A 22,764-nucleotide genomic window follows, 5' to 3' on the forward strand; every position below is an offset into this window, starting at 1 on the left:
GACCGTCGTCGTCGCCCGCACCGTCATGTAGGAGACCAGGAAACTGGAGAACACGAAGGTGTCGCTGAGCAGGAAGATCCACATCATGGCCTTGCCCCAGTGGACCTGCTTGAACACCTCCTGGTCCGACGACCAGTCGGCCGCGAGCGTCCGCAGGCCTTGCGCGGCCGGAACGCCGTGTGGGGTCTCAGTCGATGTGGTCGCCGTCATCTTCGATTGACCAAGAAAAGCGTGAACATCACGAGCCAAACCAGCAACAGGAAGTGCCAGTAGATCGCGCAAAGATCGACGCTCTGCCTGACCTCGGCGACCTCGCTTCCTGCCAATACCTTGGCGGTCGTTCGCCCCCATACCGCCAGGCCGCCCAGCACGTGCAGGCCGTGCAGCGCGGTGATCAGGTAGAAGAACGCGCTCATGGTCGTGGCCGTCAGCCCGCAACCGGCGTCCTCGAGTTGCCGCCAGACGGTCAGCTGGCCTGCCAGGAAGACCAGTGCGAGGACGCCGCCGGCGATGAGGCCCGTCCGCAAACTGTCCATCTGTCCGCGCGCGCCGCCCGCGCGCGCCCATTCCCAGGCCGCGCTGCTGAGCATCAGGACGGCGGTGTTGAACCATAAGAGCCGCGGCCAGAGCATCGGCTTCCAGTCGGGCTGTTGTCCGGTGACGAGCCCGTGCCCATCCATGCGCATGACGAAGGTCACGGCGATCAGCAGGAACATGACCGACGCGACGCCGAAATAGATGCGCAGGCCGACCGCCGCCGCCGGCAGGGGAAGGCCCTCCGCATCCGGCTCGCCCGCCGGATCGGCGCCCGGCGCCAGCCAGGGCTTTTCAGTCAGTCGGCGTACAATGCCCACATCCCGTCCTCCGAAGGGATCTCATGTCGTCACGCGATCACTCGTCACCCGATCGGGCGGCACGTTCTGCGGGATGAAATCCTGCGGCGCGCCCGGCACGCTGTAGTCGTAGGCCCAGCGGTAGACCACGGGGAGCTTCGCCCCCCAATTGCCGTGCGCCGGCGGGGTCTGGGGCGTCTGCCATTCCAGCGTCGTCGCGCCCCACGGATTGGGGTCGGCCTTGGGGCCCCGGAAGAAGCTCCAGATCAGGTTGTAGAAGAAAACCAGCTGCGCGGCGGCGACGATCAGGGCGGCGATGGTGATGACCTCGTTGGCCACATGCGCCGAATGCGGAATGAACGCCGTCTCGCCCAAGGCGTAGTACCGCCGCGGCACGCCGAGGAAGCCCAGGTAGTGCATGGGCAGGTAGATCGCATAGACCCCGAGGAAGGTGACCCAGAAATGGATCTGGCCCAGCGTCGCGTTCCACATGCGCCCGGTGATCTTGGGGTACCAGTGATAGATCGCCCCGAAGATCACCATGATCGGCGAGACGCCCATCACCATGTGGAAGTGGCCGACGACGAAGAAGGTGTCGGACAGGGGCACGTCCACGCTGACGTTGCCGAGGAAGAGGCCGGTCAATCCACCGTGGATGAAGGTGAAGATGAAGCCGATGGCGAACAGCATCGGGACCCGGAGGTGAATGTCCCCGCGCCAGAGCGTCAAAAGCCAGTTGTAGACCTTGATGGCGGTGGGGACCGCGATGATCAGGGTGGAGGTCGCGAAGAAGAACCCGAAATACGGATTCATCCCGCTGATGTACATGTGGTGCGCCCACACGAACATGCTCAGCACGCCGATCACGACGATGGCCCACACCATCATTCGGTAGCCGAAGATGTTCTTTCGCGCGTGGCAGCTGATGAGGTCGGAGACGATGCCGAAGGCCGGCAGGGCGACGATGTAGACCTCGGGATGACCGAAGAACCAGAACAGGTGCTGGAACAGGATCGGGCTGCCGCCGTTGAAGCTCGTCTGTTGGCCCATCGACACCAGCGACGGCATGAAGAAGCTCGTGCCGAGCAGGCGGTCCAGCATCATCATGACGGCGCCGACGAACAGCGCCGGGAACGCCAGGAGCCCGAGGATGGTCGCGACGAAGATGCCCCACACCGAGCAGGGCATGCGCATCAGGGTCATGCCGCGCGTGCGCGCCTGCAGCACCGTGGTGACATAGTTCAGGCCGCCCATGGTGAAGGCGACGATGAAGATCGCCAGCGAGGCCAGCATGAAGATGATGCCCCAGTCCCGCCCCGGCGTGCCCTCCAGGATGGCCTGCGGCGGATAGAGGGTCCAACCGGCGCCGGTCGGTCCGCCGGGCACGAAGAAGCTGGCCATCAGCACCAGCACGGCGAGCAGGTAGACCCAATAGCTGAGCATGTTCACGAACGGGAAGACCATGTCGCGCGCGCCGAGCATGAGCGGGATCAGGTAGTTCCCGAAGCCTCCGAGGAGCAGCGCCGTCAGCAGATAGATCACCATGATCATGCCGTGCATGGTGACGAACTGAAGATAGCTGCTGGGCGTGATGAACTTGAAGGTGTCGGGGAAGCCGAGCTGCAGCCGCATCAGATCGGACAGCACCAGGGCGACCAGACCAACCGCGATCGCCGTCATCGAATACTGCACGGCGATGACCTTGTGGTCCTGGCTCCAGACGTATTTGCCGATCCACGTCTTCGGGTGGTGAAGCACTCGGGTGTCGTCGGCGATCGTGTAGGCCATGGCGCGCGCCTCACTTCCCGGATTTGACCGGCGATCCAGCTGGCGCCGTTTGCCCAGCCTGCGCCATCAACTGTGCGAAGGTCGGCTGTTGATTCAGCCAGGCCTGAAACGCCGGCTCGTCGTCTATGACCAGGGCGCCCCGCATCGTGTAGTGGCCGGTCCCGCAGAGCTCGGCGCACAGTATTTCGAACTTTCCGGTGCGCGTGGGGGTGAACCAGAAATAGGTCACCATGCCCGGAACCATGTCCATTCGGGCGCGGATCTGCGGCACGAAGAAATCGTGCAGCACGTCCTTGGAGCGCAGAACGACCTTGACCGGCCGGCCGCGCGGAAGGTGCACCTCGTTGCCTTCCACGAGGATGTCGTCGCGTCCGAACGGGTCGGCGGGATTTAGGCCGAAGGGATTGTCGGGGCTGATCTGCCGCGAGTTGGCCGTCCCCAGGACGCCGTCCTTTCCGGGGAACCGGAAGCTCCACTGCCACTGCTGCCCCACCGCCTCGACGACCGCGGCGTCCTTCGGCACGGTGACGAATTGCTTCCAGGCGATCAGGCCGGGCGCCAGCAGGGCGGCGATCCCGACCGCCGTCCAGACGGTCAGCCGCCGCTCGAGGGCCACGCTCTCAGGGTCGTAGTGGGCGCGGTGGCCTTGGCGATGCCGGTAGCGCCAGATCGCAAAGGCCAGGAACACATTCAGGACGATGAAGAAGAACCCGCAGACCCACATGGTGACGTCGAGGGCCGTGTCGATCGATTTCCAGTTGGACGCCAGAGGCGTCAGCCACCAGGGCGTCAGAAGTTGGAACGCGATTGAGAACAAGACCAGCGCAGCTATTGCAATTGCTATGGCCATGACTTGTCTCGCTTAGCCCCTGGCCTCCACGCGTTTCCCGACGTCGGACGCGAAACTCCGGACGCGTGAAATCGCGCCGACGCCCCTTGTCCGGAACCGCAACAGAGCTGGCGAAGATTGGAGCGCGCCTGATTTGGCGCGACCGCGAGGATCAGCGCCTGCGCGGCGTTGCTGAACGTCTTCTTGCTTCAGTGCCGCCCGGGTCATCGTCGACGCCCTCGAACACCTGCTCCGTGGAAACCTCACAGCCTCCGCAGCCGTCTTTTGGCTGGCGCGGGATGCGAGAACCACCAAGTCAATTTCAAACCATATAGTTTTATCGCGCCCAGAGGAAGTTCCGATCGCCCTGGCTCCCCATCGCCGGCAGCCGGGCCATGGCGCCGCCTTGCCGAGCGCCTGTTGCCATCGGGCGCGCCGCGCGCCAACCTCTGGCGGCGCAAGCCGCCAGCTGTCCCGAGGAGGCGTCGATGGCGAATGTTTCTGACGTATCTCGTCCTGGGACCGCCGCCGGTCCCTGGAAAGCGGTCAGCAACCTGTTCCGCCGTCCCGCCAGCCATCCGACCACGATCGACCGACGCCGTGATCCCGCCAAGATCGCCCGGGTCAAGAGCCGCGACGTCTGGCCCCCTGCGCTACAAGATCCGTTCCCAATGATCAAGGAAGGCGTGCCGGAGATCGGCGCCGATCGGCTGAACGGGGACCTGCTGGGGGGCGCGATCCTGAACCACGGCCTGCTGCTCGTCCGCGGCGCGGTCGACCAGCCGGGCGTGCGACGCCTGATCAAGGTGCTCGAGCGAGCCTTCGACGAGGCGCGAGGCTACGACATGAAGGATTCCCAGCGCGTGCTGGGCCGCTACTTCGCGCCGTTCCCGCTGGACGAGACCTGCGAGATGACCGCCGCCGACCGCCAGTTCGTCGTCGCCGGCGGAGGCGTCTGGACCGCGGACTCTCCGCCGGCCATGGATGTGCTGATCGAGGAACTGCGCCGCGCCGGCATCGTGAAGGCGATCGAGGACTACCTCGGCGAGCCGGGCTACCTGTCGGTGGGCAAGTCCACGCTGCGCAAGGTGCCGCCGACCAGCGGCTCGGGATGGCACCAGGACGGCGCCTTCCTGGGCGCCGACATCCGCACGGTGAACTGCTGGCTGGCCCTTTCCGAGTGCGGCGACGACTCGCCGGGTCTCGACATCTACCCGGACCGCCTGAACTACATCGTCGAGACGGGAACGCGCGATGCGCCCTACGACTGGGCCGTGGGCGATGCGGTCGTCGAGGCGTTGCCGCGGCGCTGGGAGGCGCCCCGCTTCAAGGCGGGCGATGCGCTCTTTTTCGATCAGCTGATGCTCCACCGGACCGGCGTGCGTCCCGGCATGACCAAGCACCGCCTCGCGATCGAGAGCTGGATGTTCGCCGGCTCGACCTTTCCGGCGAGGCAGATTCCGCTGGCGCTCTGAGCTTCGGCGGTTCGGACGAACCGCCGAAGCTCATAAGTCTTTGAAGTAAGACCATTCGCCACGCCGAACCGGCATGCACTTCGGCTGCGAATGGTCGAGCATGCGCCCGGCGATCTGTGCGCCCCGGCGGCGCAGGGGATCTTCCACGAGCCGGAAGTTCAATTCGGCGAGCAGGAAGGTCAGCGGCAGGGCCGTGGCCAGAAGCAGCTCCACATGGCGCGGGCCTGGGCCCACCACGCCCGGCGACAGCCGGAACCAGAACTCGCGCGCGGCCAGATAGGCCGGAACGTGGATGAGATACATTCCGTAGGAGCGGCTGCCCATCCAGCAGGCGGCGCGCTTCAGCCGTCCGCGCGCCAACAGGTAGTCGCCGTCGTACGACGCCACCCAGACTATGGACGCAGCCAGCAGCGCCACCGCGCCGACCAGATATCGCGGGGGATCGGCTGTCATCCGGCTGACGAAGGCGAAGACCAGCAGAAAGGCGGCAGGCAGGAGCATCCTCACTGGCCAGGCGCCCAGCATCCGTGGCTCGAGCCGGGCGTAACTGGGCCGCCGGCTCCAGATCGAAAGCAGCACGCCGAGCGCCAGCGCATCTGTCCTGACGACGTTCAGCAGGACGCTGGCGCCGGGCCCTGAGCGCCTGAGGAACAGCTGTGCGGCCACGACAAGGACAAGGACCAGCGGCAGGCGTCGACCGGCGAAGAACACCAGGAACGGCAGGACCAGGTAGAACTGCTCTTCCAGGGACAGGCTCCAATAGTGCACCATCGCGCCGCCCGGAAGCCGCAGGAACACGTGGGCGAAGTGGATGTTCGCCAGCCCGAGCATCGCCGCGACCGAACACCTGATGTTCGCGCCGACGGTGTCGAACGCGCCTGAACGGTTGAAGACCGCGGACGCCGCGGTCGCGATCGCGAGCCAGAGCCAAGCCGACGGCGTAAGCCGCCAGAGGCGGCGCACCCAGAAGCTCAGCGCAGACCTGAAGAAGGCGCGCGGCTGGCTCGCCGGCGGCAGCGTCGGCAACAGGCTGCGGCCGATCACGAAGCCGGAGATGACGAGGAACAAATCGACCCCCGACCAGAAGCTGAAGCGGCTGTAGAGGGGGCCGCCGCTCCACGCCAGCCAGGGGATCAGAACGCCCCCCACGTGCTGGACCAGGACCATGCCGATGGCCATGGCCCGCAACACCTCGATATCCTCGATGCGGCCGCCGGCCGACCGTCCTTGTCCGGACTGCACGCCGCTGTCGTTCATCCGCCGCTCCAACCCTGCGAAAAATAGGCAGGGCGTCGCGGCCGGCGTCAATCACCTCGAGCAGTCGCTCAGCGCCCGGAATTGCGCGCCGTCGACCTCAGACGAGCGGCGCTCGCTCGGGCTGCGGCTCGGTTCCGGCCTGCCCCTGTTCGCGCTCGGCCTTCACCCTCTCCAGGTCCGCCCGCAGCGCCTCCTGCTCGCGCCGCAGTTGGCTGATCTCCTCGGCGCGTTCGGCCAGCAAGGTCCGCGCACGGACGAGCGCATCGGTGCGACGGGTGAACCGCGCGACGAGCTGCGAATTCTCGACGCGCGCGCGCATGTGGCTTTCCTCGAGCTCCTTTGCGCTCTGCAGCAGGGACTCGGCCTGGGTGAAGCTGGCGACCAGGGCCTTCAATTCGGGCGTCGAGCGCGCCTCCGGGACAAGGATGCCAAGCCCGTTGAAGAAGGGCAGCACATGCAGGGTGGCGCCGGGACAGGCTTCGGCGACGAAGTCTTCGACGCCCGTCAGCACCCCGTTGCGGGGGCCGCCTTCGTGCCGCGCATTGGCCAGGTGAGCGTTCATCCCGGTCTCCGTCAGCTCGGAGCGTCCGTACTCGCACCCCAGGTAGGCGTAGGGATGCCGTTCGGCTTCGTTGAGGGTCTCGGGATCGTAATACATGTCGCGCCGCGCGTACGGCCAGGCGCAGTCGTGCATCAGGGCGACCGGCGGCGCGACGCCGGCCTCCGCGGCGTGCCGCCAGAGCAGGTGCAGCTCTGAATTGATCGTGTGCCAGTTATGATCGCCGTCGAGCAGAACCAGATCCGGGGCGGGAGCAAGCGGGATCGCCTGAAGGCTCTTTGCCTGCAGGTAGACGTATTCCTCGCTGAAGTCCGCGAACACGGCCGCGAGATCCGGGTGGAGCACCGGGTCGATCACGTGCAGCCGGGCGCCGGTCTGCCGGCAATAGTCGAGCAGACCGCGGGTGTTCCAGCCGAACTCGGCGCCCACCTCCATGATCTGCCGCGGCGCCAGCTGGAGAAGGATCGGTAGGATGAAGCGTAGCCAGAATTGATGCACGTCGGGCTCTCAGAAAGCGTCCAGGTCGTCTAGGGCGAGGTCGTCTTCGGTGAGCTCGATCAGGCCCCCGACGCGTTGAATGAAGCCTTTCGGGCTCGTGCTGCCAAGCTGCGCGTCGAACCTCGGATCCACGCGGAAGCGCGTGCTCTCGGTGGTGAGCGTGCGGATGGCGTTCTTGGGCCAGCGATTGGAATAGCCGATCCATGGCTGGCCAAGCGCGGTGTTGAGATAGACGATATAGGATCCGTGGCTCACCAGGGCCGCATACCGGCGCAGCTCTTCGATCGGCGCGCCCGGCGCGTCGGGCGCCTCGAACAGCACGAGAATCTGTTCGGCGTCGCCGACGCGACGCTCGACCTGTTGCAGGGTCTCGCGCGCCCAGGGATCGCCGTGGATCAGGTTCACCCGTCCCGGCAGCCCGTCCGGCGCGCGCTCGCAGGGGAGCAGGATCGGCGTGCCGCCCAGCTGGGCCAGCTGGCAGATCGAGTCGACGAAACGCAGCAATGGAACGTTGCGCGTAGTGGTCACGATGACCGTCGGTCGAAGCGACCAGATGAGCTCCTGCAGGTGGATAAGGTCCGCCGGCCCGACGCCGACCTCCTCGCCGGCCCACCGGGTCGCCCGATGCAGGCCCAGCTCGACCGCGGCGCCGGTCAGGAAGTCGTGGGCGCCGCCGTCGAGGGTCATGCGCGCTCCGGGATCGCCGACGATGGCGCGCGCCCCCGGCCGGATCCGGTCGGTGACCCCCAGCGGCGAAGGGTACATCGGCCGCTGCCGGGTGGCGCAGGCCAGAACGTTATGCATCCGGCCGGCGAGCCGGAAGCCGTCCATCGGCAGGCCTTCATGGCGCTCGCCGCGCAGGGCGGCGTACTCACGCTGATAGGCTTTGACCAGCGCGTCCTTCTCCCCCTCGTCGACGTTGGTGGTCGTGCCGCCATGGTACTGGTGGAAGGTCGCTTCCCCCATCAGGCAGGTGACGCCGCCGGGGCAGGCGGCCGCGGCGCGCTTGAAGAGATCGAGGTTCGCCAGGCCGCCGCCGGGGGTGACGAAGCCCTCGTCGAGGCCGCCGATCTTTCGCCAGACCTGGGCAGGCACGAACAGGCAATTGCTCTCTGACAGGCCCGACGCAATCCAGGCGCCCGGGCTTTCGTCCATCGGCGCGCCGACGCGGTAGAGTTCATAGCCGTCGATCGGCCAATTGATGCGGTCGAACAGGATGTCTTCCTGTTCGCGCGTGTAGCCGACCTGCGAGAGCCAGCGCTGGTCGCCGCCCACGAACCACTGGCGCAGCGCCACCACCGACGGGGGCTCGGCGCGAAGGTGCCGCAGCGCCTCGGCCACCACGCCCGGCGTCAGGACGTGGGCGCCGTCGATCATGACGGCGATGAAGTCGCCGCGGGCCTGGGCGGCGGCGGCGTTCATCGCCGCGCACGGCGACGGCCGCGGCTGCTTGGGTTGGTAGAGCCTGAACTCCGGGCCGAACCTGCGAATCCAGGCGGCGTCGAGCGGCGGGTTCGAACCGTTGTCGACGCAGATGACTTCGTAGGCGAGCCCCTCGATCCCGCGTTGATAGGCGCGGCCGAGCGAGGTGAGCGTGCGCTCGGCCTCCCGGGACATGTTGTAGAAGTTGACCACGACCGAGAGTTCCGGCCGGCGCGGCAGCAGCCGATGGTCGCGTCGGGATTTCGCTTCGGCGTCTGCGGACGCGCCGGCCGCTGGCCATGGAGCAGCCGGGGTCGGAAACGCCAGCAGCAGGTCCTGCTCGATCAGGCTCGGGCCGCCGTCCGCGATCCTCAGGTCATAGGCGTGGTCGGCGCCGTCGCAGACCTGGGGCGGCAAGGGCGCGTCGAACCCCCAGCGTCCGTCGCCTTGATGCTGCTCGGCAAGGTCGGTCCGCCAAAGGTCGGCCGCAAAGCGCATGACGGGGGCGCCGTTCGACCACAGCTCGAGCATCGGCTTTGCGGACGGGCGGCTCAGCGAGCGGACCCAGCCCGAGAGGCGCCGCGGGCCGAACCGGTCGATCCCGCCGATCCAGCCGTGCGCGCACACCGGCGCCGACGCCCCGACCTGCAGGGGCGTCGGCGCGAGCGTCAGGCGCCCGCCCGGCAGCTCGCTCCCGCCGTCCTTCCTGGCGGTCCGCACGACGACGTCGCCGAGGACGCCCGTCAGCGAAACGGCGAAGGCGCACGCCCCGTCTCGCTTGCCGGCGCTCTCGAGATCCCCGCGGTGTTGATCGGCGAGCGCGCTGGCGACCAGGATCTCATCCTTCCAGACCTCGATCGTAACGGGCTCCGCCGGCCGAGCCGGACGCCAGGCCCACCCGCGGATGCGCCGGCCCTCGAGCTCGTCCACGTGGCCTTCCACGCCTTCGGCCGCCGCACTGTCCGCTCGCGAAAGAATAGAAGGCGGCGGGCGCTCAGACCGCGCACGCTCAAGCGCCTTCAGGAGCGCGCGGAACGTCCTCAAGATCATGTGCGAATCTTTGCGCGCATGACATTCGTTGGCAACAAAAACTCGTCACCCGGCCCGGCGGTGGGCCACCCCCCTTGCGGGGGCCAAGGTTGCGGCCATCACGACTTCAATTCGCCCAAGCCGGTCAGATGAAGAACACCCTTGCCGGGCAACTCGACGCGAAGTTCCAGCTTGCCGCCAGCGGCCTCTACGAAGCGACGCAGGGTGGAGAGGTAGAGGTCAGTCTGCCGCTCGATCTTCACGACGGAGGGCTGCTTCACGCCCAAGCTCTGGGCGATCTGCTCTTGGCTCCGCTCGGTCAGGAGACGTAGAGCCTTCAGCCCCTCGACCTCGCCATGGAGTTGGGCGGCGCGGGTGTCGATTTTCGCCCGGCGGTCAGCAGGCAGACCGGCCATGATCTCTTCGCGTGTGCGGCCCATGTCACTTCTCCTTCAATCGCTTCAGGTGGTCGTTGAAGCGGCTGTCCGCCTTGCGGATCAGGCTCTTGTAAAACTGCTTCTTGCCCACGCCCGACTTGTCGCCCGCCACGAGCAGGACGGCCTGCCGCTTCGGGTCGAAGGCGAAGGCCACCCGCCAGGCCCCATCCGCCGCGTTGAACCGAAGCTCCTTCATGTTCGCGTGCTTGGACCCAGCCAAGGTGTCGGCATGTGGACGACCCAACGATGGGCCGTAGGTCTCCAACAACGCCGTGACCGCCAGAAGCTCGTCCTGCACCTCTTCGGGCAGCGCATCGAACTCCGGGTCGAACTCGTCGTGGTTGGCGACCGTCCATGGCATGAGGGAATATAGCTTTTAAGCTATAAAATGTCCATAGCTTGACGGCTATATTCTGAGACCGAGGCGATCGGCTTCGGGGACAATCGGCTTCGGGGACATGATACCTATCCCCGGGACGTTCGCTGGTGGGCCCGGCAGGACTCGAACCTGCAACCAGACCGTTATGAGCGGCCGGCTCTAACCATTGAGCTACAGGCCCCAGCAGCGACGAAGGCCGCCGGTTAGCATGGGCTGACGGCGGCTTAAAGCTTCCGTTCAGCCTAGTCCTGCGAGACCTTCGCGAAACGAGCACGGGCTCGATGGAGACACCCAATGCAGATGCCGATGCGGGCGGCGGCCCTGAGCCTGGCCCTGGTCCTGGGGACGGGCGCGGCGCCGGCCGCCTTCGCCCAGGCCGCCCCCGGCCCGGGCGCCGCGGACGCGGTGTTCCGCGCCACCACCCTCGGCCTCGGGGCCTATGGCGAGACCAGGCTTGCGCCCGACATCGCCACGATCAGCCTGGGCGTCATGACCGAGGCCAGGACCGCCCAGGCGGCGATGCAGGCCAACGCCGCCAGGATGGGCGAGGTCCTGGCGGCCCTCAAGCGCGGCGGGATCGCCGCCAAGGACATCCAGACCTCGCAACTCAGCATCGAGCCGCAGTACGCCTACGAGCAGAACCAGCCGCCCAGGCTGACCGGCTACCGGGCCTCCAACCAGGTGACGGTCACCGTGCGCGACCTGACGCGCCTGGGGACCGCGGTCGACGCGACCGTCTCGGCCGGCGCGAACCAGGTGGGCGGAATCAGCTTCGGCCTGGCCGACCCGACGGCGGCGGAGAACGCGGCGCGCGAGCTGGCGGTCAAGGCGCTGACGGCCAAGGCCGACCTCTACGCCAGGGCCACCGGCCACCGGGTGCTGCGGCTGGTCTCGCTGAGCGAGGGCGCGGCCTTCACCCCGCCGCAGCCGGTTCCGATGGTGGCGATGGCGTCGGCGCGCTTCAAGGAAGCCGACACCCAGGTCTCGCCGGGCGAGATCAAGGTGCGGGTGGACGTCAGCGGGGTTTACGAACTGGCGCGCTAGACGGGGTGGGCGAAAGGCCCGTGTCCTGCAGCGCGCCCTCGACCTCCTCGGTCATGATCCGGCCCGGCAGGGCGCGCTCGCCCTCCATCACCGCGGCCCAGACGAGGTCGCGGCCGGGGATCGTCCCCGACGCCCAGCCGACGCCGCGCGAGCCGTCGGGGACGCTGTTGCAGGACAGGGCGCGGGCCTGGCCGTCCTTGGCCGTGGCCTTCATGAGCTCGCCGACCGTGCGCAGCGCGGGCCGGTCGCAGGCCGGCAGGGTGCGGGCGCAGACCGTGTGGGTGTTGTAGCGCCAGACCACCTGGCCCGAGCCCTTGCGGCCGATCAGCATGCAGGTCTGCGGCGCGCCGATCGCCTGCGAGACCGCATCGTTCAGCTTGTCCGGATCGACGCCCTTGGGCAGCCCCGGGCCGCAAGCCGAAAGCGCCAGCGCGCCTAGCCCCGACGCCCCCAGCCTGATGGCCGCAAGGGCAAGGCGGGACATCAGGCGGCCTTCTTGATCTCGTTGCCTTCGTCCAGCAGGACGACGGTGGGGGCGTAGTTGCGGGCCTCCTCGGCCGGCAGCATGCCGTAGGTGACGACGATCACCTTGTCGCCCTTCTGCACCAGGCGCGCGGCCGCGCCGTTGACGCCGATCACCCGCGAGCCGCGGGGCGCCTCGATGGCGTAGGTGGTGAAGCGCGCGCCGGTGGTGATGTTCAGCACGTCCACCTGTTCGTGCGGCAGAATCCCGGAGGCGTCGAGCAGCTCGCGGTCGATGGCGATCGAGCCCTCGTACTCGAGGTCCGCCTGGGTGACCGTCGCGCGATGCAACTTCGCCTTCATCAGCGTCACGAACATTCCCGGACGATCCTTTCTCGCGCCGGCCGTTCTTTCGCCGGAGACATACGCAAGCGGCCCCGCTTGCGAGGCCAAGCGCGGATATATGCATGAAAAGGCGGAGGATCAATGCCGCACTGCGGCAAGGCAGATGCACTCCACTTCGCGCCTGCGAAGAGGCCGCCGACGATTTCGCGACCCGCGAAACCATCGCCCGCCGGGACCGGTTTGGCGGGGCGAGCCCCCGAATTCTCCCCTTGCAAGGCGCACCCGATGAGCCCTTCCCCCTCTCACCCAGAGCACTCCGGCCAAGCCCTGACGATCATGAAGGTCGAGCCGATCCAGCACACCGGGATCGTCGTCACCTGCCGGGCGCAGGAAGCCAGCGGCAAATTGCCCGACCGCCATTCGGCCTATTTCGACAACATCTCCCCGCCGCTCGAGTGGACGGGCGTCCCGGAGGTGAAGGCCTGGGCGGTGATCGTCGAGGATCCCGACGCCCCCCGCACGAAGCCGTTCGTCCATTGGATGCTGTGGAACGTCCAGGGCGAAGTCACCGCCCTGCCCGAAGGCCTGCCGAACACCGAGTTCCTGGCCACGCCCCAGGGCGGGATCCAGGGGCGCAACGACATGGGCGGCTACGGCTGGTTCGGCCCGCGTCCGCCGGCCGGGCACGGCGTCCACCGCTACTACTTCCAGGTCTTCGCCCTCGACGACGTGATCGAGATGGGGCCGGATACGCCGCTGCCGGAGCTCTTGAACGCGCTGAAGGGCTGCACGCTGGCGACCGGCGAGATGATGGCCACCTACGAGGCGCCCAACCCGCAGTAGTTCAGAAGTTCGCCGTGCGCGGCGGCACGCAGAGCCAGTGGCCCTGGTAGTTGGCGCCGACCAGGGTCTGGCGGTTGCGCAGGTACATGCGGCGGAAATCCTGCACCGCGGCGCTCTCGCCCGGCGGGCTGACGCCGTCGGGACAGACCGAGGCTTCGGCGCGCACGCCCTGCGAGCAGGTGCAGACGTCGTAGTTGGGCTCCAGCCGGCTGGCCTTGTTGGAATGGCAGTCCGGCGCCTTGAGCGCGCCGTTGACGTCGACGCAGACCGTCGCCGTGGACTTCGGCAGCAGCTGGGCCGACGCCGGCGCCGCCCAGTTCAGCGCCAGGGGGAGCGCCAGCGCCGCGCCGGCGAGAAGGGCTCTGGACATCGTCGTCACTCCTGCATTTGCCGTCCGTTGGTTAATGAGCACGGCCGATCGGTTCACCACGTCTGCTCGCCAGGATCTTAACGCTGAAGGCGCAGCCTGGTCTCGTTCAGGAGACGAGGCCGATGGATCCGCTCAGCATCGCCCGCTACGGCATGATGTCCGCCCAGGACCGCCTGGCCAGGTCGGCGGCCCGCATCGCCAGCGGCGGCGACGACGTCGACCTGGCCAGCGAGACCGTCGAGCAGATCAAGGCCAAGACCCAGTTCGAGGCCAGCGCCAGGGTGGTCGCTTTCGCCGACGAGATGTGGCGTTCGCTGCTGGACATCCAGACCAACTGAGGCCGCCGCGCTTTGACTTGAGCCCCGCCCGGGTCTAGCGGCTGGGGCATGGCGCTCCACACCCTCTTCCCGACCCCGGTCTACGAGGCCAGCCTCGCCGCCGACCGCGGCTTCGAGGCCTTCCTGGCCGAGCTGGAGGAGGGCTGCCGGATGCTGGCGGCGGAGGACCGGGCCGGCCGCGCCTGGTGCAAGGAGCACAATTACGGCGGCTACACCTCCTACGCCTCGCTGAACGACCTGCCGCAGCGGGTCAGCGTCTTCGACCAGCTGCGCCGCAAGCTCGACCGCCACGCCGCGGCCTTCGCCGAGGATCTGCAGTACGAGCTGGGCGGCGGACGTCTGCGGCTCGACAGCCTGTGGGTCAACATGCTGAAGCCGGGCGCGGCCCACACCAGCCACATCCACCCGCACAGCGTGCTCTCCGGCACGGTCTATGTGGTGGTGCCGAAGGGCGCGAGCGCGCTGAAGTTCGAGGACCCGCGGCTGCCGATGATGATGGCCGCCCCGCCCCGGCGCGCCGACGCCGCGGAGAACCGCCGCGCCTTCGTCTACCTCAAGCCCGAGCCGGGCACGGTCCTGATGTGGGAGAGCTGGCTGCGTCACGAGGTGCCGGTGAACACCGCCAGATCGGAGCGGATCTCGATCAGCTTCAACTACGGGTGGCGGTAGGGCGCCCCTGCCCACCGCGGCCGCCTGAGCCTATGCTGGCGCCATGGCCGAGGATTCGAACACGCGCCTTCCCGAGCTGACGGCCCGCGCCGTCCTGCTGGGCGAGCGGATCGACACCGCCGGGCTCGAGCGGCGCGACGCGCTGTCGGCCACTCCGCTCGCCTTCCGCGTCGGTCAGAACGCCGGCATGGCGGTCGTCTTCCGCTACGGCGTCGTGGTGCTGGTGGGCCTGGACACCCTGGCCGAGGACGAGGTGATCCGCGGGGTCGCGCCGCGGGTCATCGACCCCTTTTCGATGCGCGAGGAGGAGACCATCCGGCTCACCCCGCTGGACGGGCGCGAGGAGCGGGCCGATTCCGACGGCGTGGTGCGCATCGCCGACTTCTCGCCCGAGCGGATGCTGGTGGTGGCCGACGCCCTGGCCAAGAGCGCCGCGCTCGCCCACGACGAGCGCCAGGTCGAGGAGGTGATGGAGGCGATCGAGCCCTGGGCCCGCACCCTCTCCGAACGCGGCCGCCGCCCGGCCGGCCGGCGCGAGATGATCCAGTTGATCGGCCGCGGCCTGCTCGTCCAGCACCACGTCGCCGGCCGCGTGGCGGTGAGCGAAAAGCCCGACCTTCTGTGGGACCGGCCCGACCTGGAGCGCCTCTACGCCCGGCTGGAGGACGAGTACGAGCTGATCGAGCGGGCCGGAATCCTCGACCGCAAGCTCAACCTGATCAGCGAGACCGCGCAGCTGATCACCGACCTGATGGACACCGAGCGCTCGCTGCGCCTGGAGGTGATCGTCGTACTGCTGATCGCGCTCGAGATCGTGCTCAGCGTGTTCCAGATCCTCTGGGGGTTTCGTCACTGAACGGCCCAAATCGCTAGCGCGCTTTAACGGTGTTCGTTGGCCCCCGATTAAGCCCCTCCGCGAAGAATCCACGGTGCTGAGGGGGCAGGTTCGAACTTAAGGAATCTGTCGTGCAAGTACTGTTGGGATTGAGCAGCCAGGGCGAGGTGCAGCTGACGGAGCTGCTGGCGCCCCTTCGCCCAATCCAGATGCTCAAGCTTGCCCGGACACGGTGGGCGCATTTCGCCCGCGTGGAGATCTGGGACGACTCCGTCTGCGTGCTGCGCCTGCCGCCGGCCTTCGAGATCCGCGGCGGCGAGACCGCGTCTGTCGTGGCGTTCCCGCAGCCGGTGAACGACGACGAGCGCGCGGACGAAGCCAGGGCCTGATCGTGGCTGCGCTCAACCGCGCTCGCGCCAGCGGCCCGACAAGGATGCTCCCCCTTTGGGTAGGGGAATTGCATATGACTTCGACGGCGCAGACCTGGGGGCGCTCGGCCTTCTCCCCTTGCGGGAGAAGGTGTCGGGCGTGAGCCCGACGGATGAGGGGTCGCGCAGCGATCGCCAATTTGGAACCACGGGCCGCTGAAGCGGAGTAGCCAAGGCTCGCGCCGGCTTTTCGTGCTTTTCGTGGTTTCGGCGAAGCCGGTCTTCGAGGTCGGCTCGACCCCTCATCCGACCCGCTGCGCGGGCCACCTTCTCCCGCAAGGGGAGAAGGGTCCGTGCGCTTCATATGCAATAGCCCTCCCCCCCAAAGGAGGAGGATCTGAGCCGTCCTAGCTGTCCAGGAAGCTGCGCAGCTTGCGCGACCGGCTGGGGTGCTTGAGCTTGCGCAGCGCCTTGGCCTCGATCTGGCGGATGCGCTCGCGGGTGACGCTGAACTGCTGGCCGACCTCCTCGAGGGTGTGGTCGGTGTTCATGCCGATGCCGAAGCGCATGCGCAGCACGCGTTCCTCGCGCGGGGTCAACGACGCGAGCACGCGCGTCGTCGTTTCGCGAAGATTGCTCTGGATCGCCGCGTCGATCGGCAGGACGGCGTTCTTGTCCTCGATGAAGTCGCCGAGGTGGCTGTCCTCCTCGTCGCCGATCGGCGTCTCCAGGCTGATCGGTTCCTTGGCGATCTTCAGCACCTTGCGCACCTTCTCCAGCGGCATGGCGAGCTTCTCGGCCAGCTCTTCCGGCGTCGGCTCGCGGCCGATCTCGTGCAGCATCTGGCGCGAGGTGCGGACGATCTTGTTGATCGTCTCGATCATGTGCACCGGGATGCGGATGGTCCGGGCCTGGTCGGCGATCGAGCGGGTGATCGCCTGCCGGATCCACCAGGTCGCGTACGTCGAGAACTTATAACCGCGGCGGTACTCGAACTTGTCGACCGCCTTCATCAGGCCGATGTTGCCTTCCTGGATCAGGTCCAGGAACTGCAGGCCGCGGTTGGTGTACTTCTTGGCGATCGAGATCACGAGGCGCAGGTTGGCCTCGACCATCTCCTTCTTCGCCTGACGCGCCTCGCGCTCGCCCTTCTGCACGGTCTGGACGATGCGGCGGTAGTCGTCGATCGGCACGCCGGTCTCTTGCGCCAGGCCCGCGATCTCCGAGCGGATGTCGCCGATCTGGCCGGCGTCGTTCTCGGCGAACTTGGTCCAGCGGATGCCCAGCGGCTTGACCTGGTCGCACCAGTCGGGGCGCATCTCCGAGCCGAAGTAGGCCTTGAGGAACTCCGAGCGGCTGATGCCGTAGCTGTCGGCCAGGCGCAGCAGGCGCCCTTCGAGGCCCATCAGGCGCTTGTTGATCGCATAGAGCTGCTCGACCAGCGCCTCGATGCGGTTGTTGTTCAGCTTCAGGGTCTTGAGGTGCTGGACGATGGCCGTCGTCGCGCCCTCGTAGGCCCGGCGGTCGGCCTCGGAGAGGTCCTCGCCCTTCAGCTTGGCGCCGACCAGCTTCTCCTGCAGCAGGCGGAAGCTCTCGAACTCGGCGGCGATGGCGTCCAGGGTGACCATCACCCCTTCGCGCAGCTCGGCCTCCATCGCACTGATGGTCGGGCCCGCGCCGTCGTCGAAATCGTCCTCGCCCTCGCCTTCGCCCTCGGCGGCGGCCTCCGCCTCGCCCTCGGCTTCCTCAGCGGCCTCGGCCGGAACTTCCGGCGCGCCCTGGCTCTGGCCGCCGTAGGTCTGCTCCAGGTCGATCACCTCGCGCAGCAGGATGCGGCCCGAGCCCAGCTCCTCGCGCCAGACCATGATGGCTTCGAAGGTCAGCGCGCTCTCGCACAGGCCGCGGATCATGGTGTCGCGGCCGGCTTCGATGCGCTTGGCGATGGCGATCTCGCCTTCGCGCGACAGCAGCTCCACCGAGCCCATTTCGCGCAAGTACATCCGCACGGGATCGTCGGTGCGGTCGTAGGCCGGCTCCTTGGTCGTCTCGACCATGGCGGACTCTTCGCGGACCGCCACCTCGCCGCCCTCGGCGTCCTCTTCCGCCTCGACGACGTTGACGCCCATCTCGGAGAGCATGGCGAGGGTGTCTTCGATCGCCTCGGAGGTCACTTCCTCCGAGGGGAGCACCTTGTTCAGCTCGTCCATCGTGACGTAGCCGCGGGCCTTGGCCTGCTTTATGAACTTCTTGACCGCGGCGTCCGTCAGGTCGAGCAGCGGACCATCGCCGCCCGTGGTTTCCGGCGCTTCCGCTTCGGCCGTATTGGTGCTCATCTAAATCTCCGAAACCGGCTGCCGTCCCTTTGCAGGGGCGGGCCGAAACATGGTGCGTGTCGGACGCCTCGCGAGGTCTTGCGACCTTACGACCCGTCTTCCGTCCAAATCGTTCCCGTTCTGATCGCGCGTTTCAGTGCGTCACGCTCCGTCTTCAGACGCTCGAACGCCGCCATCTGCTCCCGTCCGCTGAGGTTCCCCTTGGCGGCGGTCAGGGCGTCGTCCAGCGCCGCCGCTCGAGAGAGAGCGGCGAAGCCACGCGACCACTGGGATCTCCGCGCATCGAGGGAGACATCATCTTTGAGCATGGGCGCGCCCGAGTTCGCAGCGGCCCGTTCGATGTCTGTCAACAGCGCGCTAAATCCGCACGAGGCCAGATGGCGTCGCAGAGCAGCGGAGTCAAGATGATCCACACCCAGTCTGAGGAGGATGATTTCCTTCACCAATTGGCTCAGGGCCGGTTCGCCGAAACCCTTGGCGGTGAAGCTGTCCTCCAGATGCTCGTCGAGAACTCCGGGATCTGAGATCGCCGCCAGCGCCATGGCGGCCGCCGTCGGGGCCATGGTCTGCGCGAGGCGTTTCGCCGCAGCCTTGCCCAGCGGCGTCGAGCCCGCGGGCGCGAAATCCCGTCCTGCGCCCCGGCGGAACGCGGATCGCTGATTCGGCCGCTCCGGCCCATTTGCGAGCCCAGGCGCGCGCTGCGGGCGGGCGGCGGCGAAGTGGCCGTCCAGGCGCTGCAGCAGGTCGTCGCGATAGGCGTGCTGCAGGTCCTTGTCGGCGATCAGGCCGGCGGCCGCGCGCAGCCGCGCCTTCAGGCCCGCCCGCCGCTCGGGCGTGTCCAGGGGCTCCAGGTCGCGCTCGCGGATGAACAGCGCCTCGGCGAACGGCGTGGTCTGGGCGAGCTGGGCCTTCAGCGCCGCCGGCCCCTGCTCGCGCAGCACCTCGTCCGGGTCCTTGCCGCCCTCGACCACCGAGAACTTGAAGCTCTTGCCAGGCTTCAGCAGCGGCAGCGCCCGGTCCATGGTCCTGGCCGCCGCCTGGCGCCCGGCCCGGTCGCCGTCGAAGCACAGCGTCGGCTCCGGGTGGTGGCGCCAGAGCATCTCCATCTGCTCTTCGGTCAGCGCCGTGCCCATCGGGGCCACCGCCGGCGCCCCCGCCCGCTGGCAGGCGATCACGTCCATGTAGCCCTCGACCACCACCAGCGGCGGGTCCTCCCCGGACGGCGCGGCGGCCATCATCTTGCGCGCCTCGGCCAGGCCGTAGAGCTGGCTCCCCTTGTGGAAGATCACCGTCTCGGGACCGTTCAGGTACTTGGCCCGGGCCTGCGGATCCATCGCCCGGCCGCCGAACGAGACCACGCGCCCGCGGGGATCGGTGATCGGGAAGATGATGCGGTCGCGGAACCGGTCATAGGGCGCCCCGCCGTCTTCCGGCGCGATCAGCAGACCGGCCTCGACCAGGGCCTGCGGCCGCGCGCCCTTGGTCACCAGATAGTCCTTCAACGCCGTGCGGCCGGGGGGCGAGAAGCCCAGGCGGAAGCGGCTCCACTCGCTCTGCGGCAGGCCGCGCCGCTCGAGGTAGGCGCGCGCCTCGCGCCCGGCCGGGCGGCGCAGCTCGGCCTCGAACCACTGGGCGGCCAGCTCCAGCCAGTCGGAGAGGCCCTGCCGTTTCTTCTCCTGTTCGGCCGTGCGCGGGTCGGCGGCGGGCAGGGCCATCCCCGCCTCGGCGGCCAGTCGCTCGACCGCCTCGGAGAAGGACAGCCGCTCGGTCTCCTGCAGAAAGGAGATCAGGTCGCCGCTCTTGCCCGACGAGAAGTCGAAGAACTGGCCCTTGTCGTCGTTGACGTAGAAGGACGGCGTCTTCTCCTTGGTGAAGGGCGACAGGCCGACGTACTCGCGCCCCTGCTTGCGCAGCTTCACCGTCTTGCCGATGACGTCCGAGGGACGCAGGCGCGACTTGATCTCGTCCAGGAACCGCTCGTCAAAACGCACGGTCGATTCGCCGCCTCCGCCGCCACGCGCATTCTGGACCGTGGACGTCATTTGTCCTAGCGGGCGCGCGATTGGTCGCCCATCTGTCACGAAAGCGGACGAACACGTCTCGATGCAGCTCGGCCGTTTGACCGCGGCCGCGGACGGCGAGATGCTAAGGGGCGTTCGTGATTTCGGCGCCGGCCTTCAAAAGGGGAATGTGGCGCATGACGATGTGGCTCCGTCTGGGCGGGGCGCTTCTGATCACCCTCCTGGTGATGGCGGCGTTGGAATATTTTGGTGTGAGTTCGATTCTCGGCGGACGTTCGGCGGACGAGGCGCAACACGACCTCGACGGCAAGCTGGGCCAGGGCTTCTGGTTCTTCGTCTTCGGCTTCGTGATGTTCATGTCCGTGGTGGCGGCGGTGCGCCGCTGGATCGGGCACCTGCGCCGGGCGCTGGCCCCGCCGCAGCTCAAGCGCCGCCACGTGACCTAGACCCTTCCCGGTTCAGGCGGATAGCCTGGCGCGGATTGACCCGGCGGGCGCCAATCATTACCTACGCGGCCGTTTGCTCGGCGGGCGAGGTTCTCCTCGGCCCGCTTTTTTACGACCGCCAACCCGTAGGAGCCTCTGCATGAGCCGCGATCTGTTGCCCGGCGTCACCGGCGTGCTGGCCCTGGCGGACGGGACCATCCTGCAGGGGATCGGCGTCGGCGCCGCCGGCGAGGCGGTCGGCGAGGTCTGCTTCAACACCGCCATGACCGGCTACCAGGAGATCCTGACGGACCCCTCCTACATGGCCCAGATCGTGGCCTTCACCTTCCCGCACGTCGGCAACGTCGGGACCAACGTCGAGGACGTCGAGCAGATGTCGGGCGCGGCCGAGACCGCCGCCCGCGGCGCGATCTTCCGCGACGCGCCGACCGATCCGGCCAACTGGCGCGCCGACAGCGACCTTTCCGCCTGGATGAGCCGGCGCGGCGTGATCGGCCTGGCCGGAATCGACACCCGCGCGTTGACCCGCCGCATCCGCGAGAGCGGCATGCCGCACGGCGTCATCGCCCACTCGCCGGACGGGACCTTCGACCTGGAGGCGCTGGTCGCCAAGGCCCGGGCCTGGAGCGGCCTGGAGGGCCTGGATCTCGCCAAGGACGCCTCCTGCCTGCAGCCGTTCGTCTACGACGAGGGCCTGTGGGCCTGGGGCCAGGGCTACGCCAAGCCGGGCGACGCGCCGAAATACGAGGTCGTGGTCCTGGACTTCGGCGTGAAGCGCAACATCCTGCGGGCGCTCACCGCGGTCGGCGCGCGCGCCACCGTGGTGCCCGGCAGGACCACGGCCGAAGAGGTGCTGGCGCGCAAGCCGGACGGCGTCCTGCTCTCCAACGGCCCGGGCGATCCGGCGGCGACGGGCGAGTACGCGGTGCCCCAGATCAAGAAGCTGGTGGAGAGCGGCGTGCCGCTGTTCGGCATCTGCCTCGGTCACCAGATGCTGTCGCTGGCGCTGGGCGCCGCCACCAGGAAGATGGACCAGGGCCACCACGGGGCGAACCACCCGGTGAAGGACCTGACCACCGGCAAGGTCGAGATCGTCTCCATGAACCACGGCTTCACCGTGGACCGCGACAGCCTGCCCGAGCCGGTGGTGGAGACCCACGTCTCCCTGTTCGACGGCACCAACGCCGGCATCGCGCTCAAGGACCGCCCGGTCTTCTCCGTCCAGCACCACCCCGAAGCCTCCCCGGGCCCGACGGACAGCCTCTACCTCTTCGAGCGCTTCGCGGGCCTGATGGACGCGGCGAGGTAAGATTTGTCCACGAACCACACGAACCACACGAACGGGTTCACAGGATCAGACGCTCGATGCGCGCCTTTGGCGCGCGTCCGAAGTTCACCAGCAATCCAACGCGAAGACCGCTGGCCTTCAGGTAGTTGAGGACCTGCGCCCGATGCTCGGGCGCAATTTCATTCAGCGCCTTCAGTTCGACGACGACACAATCGAAACAGACGAAATCGGGGCAATAATACTGCCGAAGAGGCGCGCCTTTGTAGGCGAGCGCAAGCTTCGGCGTCGCTGCGAACGGAATGCCTCGAGACCCAAATTCGATAGCTAGGCATTCCTGGTAGACAGCTTCAAGAAAGCCCGCCCCCATCATGCGATTCACCTCGAACACGGCCCCTTGAATGCGGAACACCTCGTCCGCATGGACCAATCGTTCGTGTGGTTCGTGTGGTTCGTGGACCATTCCTTGCCAAGCTTAGAGCAACTCAGGAATCAGAACAATATAGGAACTTTCCCCCTCAGATCCGCTCCAGCTTGCCCATGGCCGCGATCGGGCCCGACGGGGTGGCGCGGGGGGAGCCGCCGGGGGGTTCGATGGAGGCGACGATGGCGGCGCCGGGGGCGAACATCGGAGCCATGGCCTTGGGCATCGGCATGGCCCTGGAGGCGCCCGGCGCGATCATGCCCAGCGAGTGCGGCTTGCCGTCCGCGGGGATGACCCACAGCTGGTGGACATGGCCCACGTCGCCGGGCCGCATCAGCGAGGTGACGATCAGCGCCTGACGCGCGGGATCGTAGGCGGCGACGAACATCGGCCGGTCGCCGCCGCCCGGGCTCATCAGGCTGGCGTTGAGGATCGGCGGCGCCGCCGTCGGCGCTGGCGCCGTCGGCGGCCGGCC

Annotated in this window: 25 protein-coding genes and 1 tRNA gene; 9 read left to right on the plus strand and 17 right to left on the minus strand. The window is 67.9% G+C overall.

All coding sequences use genetic code 11. From position 1 onward, the window contains the following. The 4 genes from VJS38_RS12605 to VJS38_RS12620 form a co-directional block, all read right to left on the minus strand. On the minus strand, positions 1-210 hold a 210-nt coding region (locus tag VJS38_RS12605; RefSeq protein ID WP_324088496.1), incomplete at its 3' end, for a hypothetical protein. Further along, the gene (locus VJS38_RS12610) at positions 207-854 is read right to left on the minus strand and encodes a cytochrome c oxidase subunit 3 (RefSeq protein WP_324088497.1); all 648 of its coding nucleotides are present in this window, start codon (positions 852-854) and stop codon (positions 207-209) included. The genes VJS38_RS12610 and VJS38_RS12605, both read right to left, overlap by 4 nt. A gap of 21 nt (positions 855-875) precedes the next feature. Further along, complete coding sequence (locus VJS38_RS12615) at positions 876-2,621, minus strand: cbb3-type cytochrome c oxidase subunit I (protein WP_324088498.1); 1,746 nt, start codon at positions 2,619-2,621, stop codon at positions 876-878. A 10-nt stretch (positions 2,622-2,631) separates the two neighbouring features. Next, on the minus strand, positions 2,632-3,471 hold the full coding sequence (locus tag VJS38_RS12620) for a cytochrome c oxidase subunit II (protein ID WP_324088499.1): 840 nt from the start codon (positions 3,469-3,471) through the stop codon (positions 2,632-2,634). Positions 3,472-3,938: 467 nt separating this feature from the next. On the opposite strand from VJS38_RS12620, the gene VJS38_RS12625 reads away from it, so the two are divergent. After that, positions 3,939-4,925, plus strand: coding sequence for a phytanoyl-CoA dioxygenase family protein (locus tag VJS38_RS12625; protein WP_324088500.1), 987 nt, complete (start codon positions 3,939-3,941; stop codon positions 4,923-4,925). 30 nt (positions 4,926-4,955) lie between these two features. Here VJS38_RS12625 and VJS38_RS12630 read toward each other — a convergent pair whose 3' ends face one another. The 6 genes from VJS38_RS12630 to VJS38_RS12655 all read right to left on the minus strand — a co-directional run bounded on the left by VJS38_RS12630 (position 4,956) and on the right by VJS38_RS12655 (position 10,687). Beyond that, complete coding sequence (locus VJS38_RS12630) at positions 4,956-6,182, minus strand: acyltransferase (RefSeq protein WP_324088501.1); 1,227 nt, start codon at positions 6,180-6,182, stop codon at positions 4,956-4,958. A gap of 97 nt (positions 6,183-6,279) precedes the next feature. Further along, positions 6,280-7,170, minus strand: a complete 891-nt coding sequence (locus VJS38_RS12635; RefSeq protein ID WP_324088502.1) for a class I SAM-dependent methyltransferase — start codon at positions 7,168-7,170, stop codon at positions 6,280-6,282. Between the two features lie 78 nt (positions 7,171-7,248). After that, positions 7,249-9,591, minus strand: a complete 2,343-nt coding sequence (locus VJS38_RS12640) for a CmcI family methyltransferase (protein ID WP_324088503.1) — start codon at positions 9,589-9,591, stop codon at positions 7,249-7,251. A 218-nt stretch (positions 9,592-9,809) separates the two neighbouring features. Then, the gene (locus tag VJS38_RS12645; protein ID WP_324088504.1) at positions 9,810-10,130 is read right to left on the minus strand and encodes an XRE family transcriptional regulator; all 321 of its coding nucleotides are present in this window, start codon (positions 10,128-10,130) and stop codon (positions 9,810-9,812) included. 1 nt (position 10,131) lies between these two features. Then, complete coding sequence (locus tag VJS38_RS12650) at positions 10,132-10,488, minus strand: type II toxin-antitoxin system RelE/ParE family toxin (protein ID WP_324088505.1); 357 nt, start codon at positions 10,486-10,488, stop codon at positions 10,132-10,134. Positions 10,489-10,611: 123 nt separating this feature from the next. Beyond that, positions 10,612-10,687, minus strand: a tRNA-Ile gene (locus VJS38_RS12655). 113 nt (positions 10,688-10,800) lie between these two features. Here VJS38_RS12655 and VJS38_RS12660 point away from each other — a divergent pair. Further along, entirely contained in the window at positions 10,801-11,550 is a 750-nt protein-coding gene (locus VJS38_RS12660) for an SIMPL domain-containing protein (protein ID WP_324088506.1), read from the plus strand. Here VJS38_RS12660 and VJS38_RS12665 read toward each other — a convergent pair. Next, positions 11,522-12,034, minus strand: a complete 513-nt coding sequence (locus tag VJS38_RS12665) for a hypothetical protein (protein WP_324088507.1) — start codon at positions 12,032-12,034, stop codon at positions 11,522-11,524. The genes VJS38_RS12660 and VJS38_RS12665 overlap by 29 nt on opposite strands. Next, positions 12,034-12,390 (minus strand): aspartate 1-decarboxylase, encoded by a 357-nt coding sequence (panD, locus tag VJS38_RS12670; protein WP_324088508.1) that lies wholly within the window; start codon positions 12,388-12,390, stop codon positions 12,034-12,036. Before panD ends, VJS38_RS12665 begins: the two co-directional genes overlap by 1 nt. A gap of 252 nt (positions 12,391-12,642) precedes the next feature. On the opposite strand from panD, the gene VJS38_RS12675 reads away from it, so the two are divergent. Then, positions 12,643-13,200: a YbhB/YbcL family Raf kinase inhibitor-like protein gene (locus tag VJS38_RS12675; protein ID WP_324088509.1), complete on the plus strand. Its 558-nt coding sequence runs from the start codon at positions 12,643-12,645 to the stop codon at positions 13,198-13,200. Between the two features lies 1 nt (position 13,201). Here VJS38_RS12675 and VJS38_RS12680 read toward each other — a convergent pair whose 3' ends face one another. After that, positions 13,202-13,570 (minus strand): hypothetical protein, encoded by a 369-nt coding sequence (locus VJS38_RS12680; protein WP_324088510.1) that lies wholly within the window; start codon positions 13,568-13,570, stop codon positions 13,202-13,204. A 122-nt stretch (positions 13,571-13,692) separates the two neighbouring features. On the opposite strand from VJS38_RS12680, the gene VJS38_RS12685 reads away from it, so the two are divergent. The 4 genes from VJS38_RS12685 (at position 13,693) to VJS38_RS12700 (ending at position 15,801) form a co-directional block, all read left to right on the plus strand. Continuing rightward, the gene (locus VJS38_RS12685) at positions 13,693-13,908 is read left to right on the plus strand and encodes a flagellar basal body rod C-terminal domain-containing protein (RefSeq protein ID WP_324088511.1); all 216 of its coding nucleotides are present in this window, start codon (positions 13,693-13,695) and stop codon (positions 13,906-13,908) included. A 48-nt stretch (positions 13,909-13,956) separates the two neighbouring features. Then, positions 13,957-14,577 carry a TIGR02466 family protein gene (locus VJS38_RS12690; protein ID WP_324088512.1) on the plus strand — a complete coding sequence of 207 codons (621 nt, stop codon included), beginning with the start codon at positions 13,957-13,959 and terminating at the stop codon, positions 14,575-14,577. 43 nt (positions 14,578-14,620) lie between these two features. Further along, positions 14,621-15,433, plus strand: coding sequence for an RMD1 family protein (locus VJS38_RS12695; RefSeq protein WP_324088513.1), 813 nt, complete (start codon positions 14,621-14,623; stop codon positions 15,431-15,433). 110 nt (positions 15,434-15,543) lie between these two features. Continuing rightward, positions 15,544-15,801, plus strand: coding sequence for a hypothetical protein (locus VJS38_RS12700; RefSeq protein WP_324088514.1), 258 nt, complete (start codon positions 15,544-15,546; stop codon positions 15,799-15,801). 386 nt (positions 15,802-16,187) lie between these two features. On the opposite strand, the gene rpoD is transcribed toward VJS38_RS12700, so the two are convergent. After that, complete coding sequence (gene rpoD / locus VJS38_RS12705) at positions 16,188-18,113, minus strand: RNA polymerase sigma factor RpoD (RefSeq protein WP_324088515.1); 1,926 nt, start codon at positions 18,111-18,113, stop codon at positions 16,188-16,190. Between the two features lie 86 nt (positions 18,114-18,199). Beyond that, complete coding sequence (gene dnaG / locus VJS38_RS12710; RefSeq protein WP_324088516.1) at positions 18,200-20,104, minus strand: DNA primase; 1,905 nt, start codon at positions 20,102-20,104, stop codon at positions 18,200-18,202. Positions 20,105-20,310: 206 nt separating this feature from the next. On the opposite strand from dnaG, the gene VJS38_RS12715 reads away from it, so the two are divergent. Both VJS38_RS12715 and carA read left to right on the plus strand, forming a co-directional pair. Then, entirely contained in the window at positions 20,311-20,580 is a 270-nt protein-coding gene (locus VJS38_RS12715) for a hypothetical protein (protein WP_324088517.1), read from the plus strand. Positions 20,581-20,719: 139 nt separating this feature from the next. Then, the gene (carA, locus tag VJS38_RS12720; protein ID WP_324088518.1) at positions 20,720-21,889 is read left to right on the plus strand and encodes a glutamine-hydrolyzing carbamoyl-phosphate synthase small subunit; all 1,170 of its coding nucleotides are present in this window, start codon (positions 20,720-20,722) and stop codon (positions 21,887-21,889) included. A 37-nt stretch (positions 21,890-21,926) separates the two neighbouring features. Here carA and VJS38_RS12725 read toward each other — a convergent pair whose 3' ends face one another. Next, a complete protein-coding gene (locus tag VJS38_RS12725) occupies positions 21,927-22,328 on the minus strand; it encodes a GxxExxY protein (protein WP_324088519.1) in 402 nt (133 codons plus the stop codon). A gap of 55 nt (positions 22,329-22,383) precedes the next feature. Then, positions 22,384-22,764: anti-sigma factor domain-containing protein (locus VJS38_RS12730; RefSeq protein WP_324088520.1), on the minus strand; the 381-nt coding region annotated here is incomplete at its 5' end.

This window comes from Phenylobacterium sp. (assembly GCF_035276905.1).
In the GTDB taxonomy this organism is placed as follows: domain Bacteria; phylum Pseudomonadota; class Alphaproteobacteria; order Caulobacterales; family Caulobacteraceae; genus Phenylobacterium.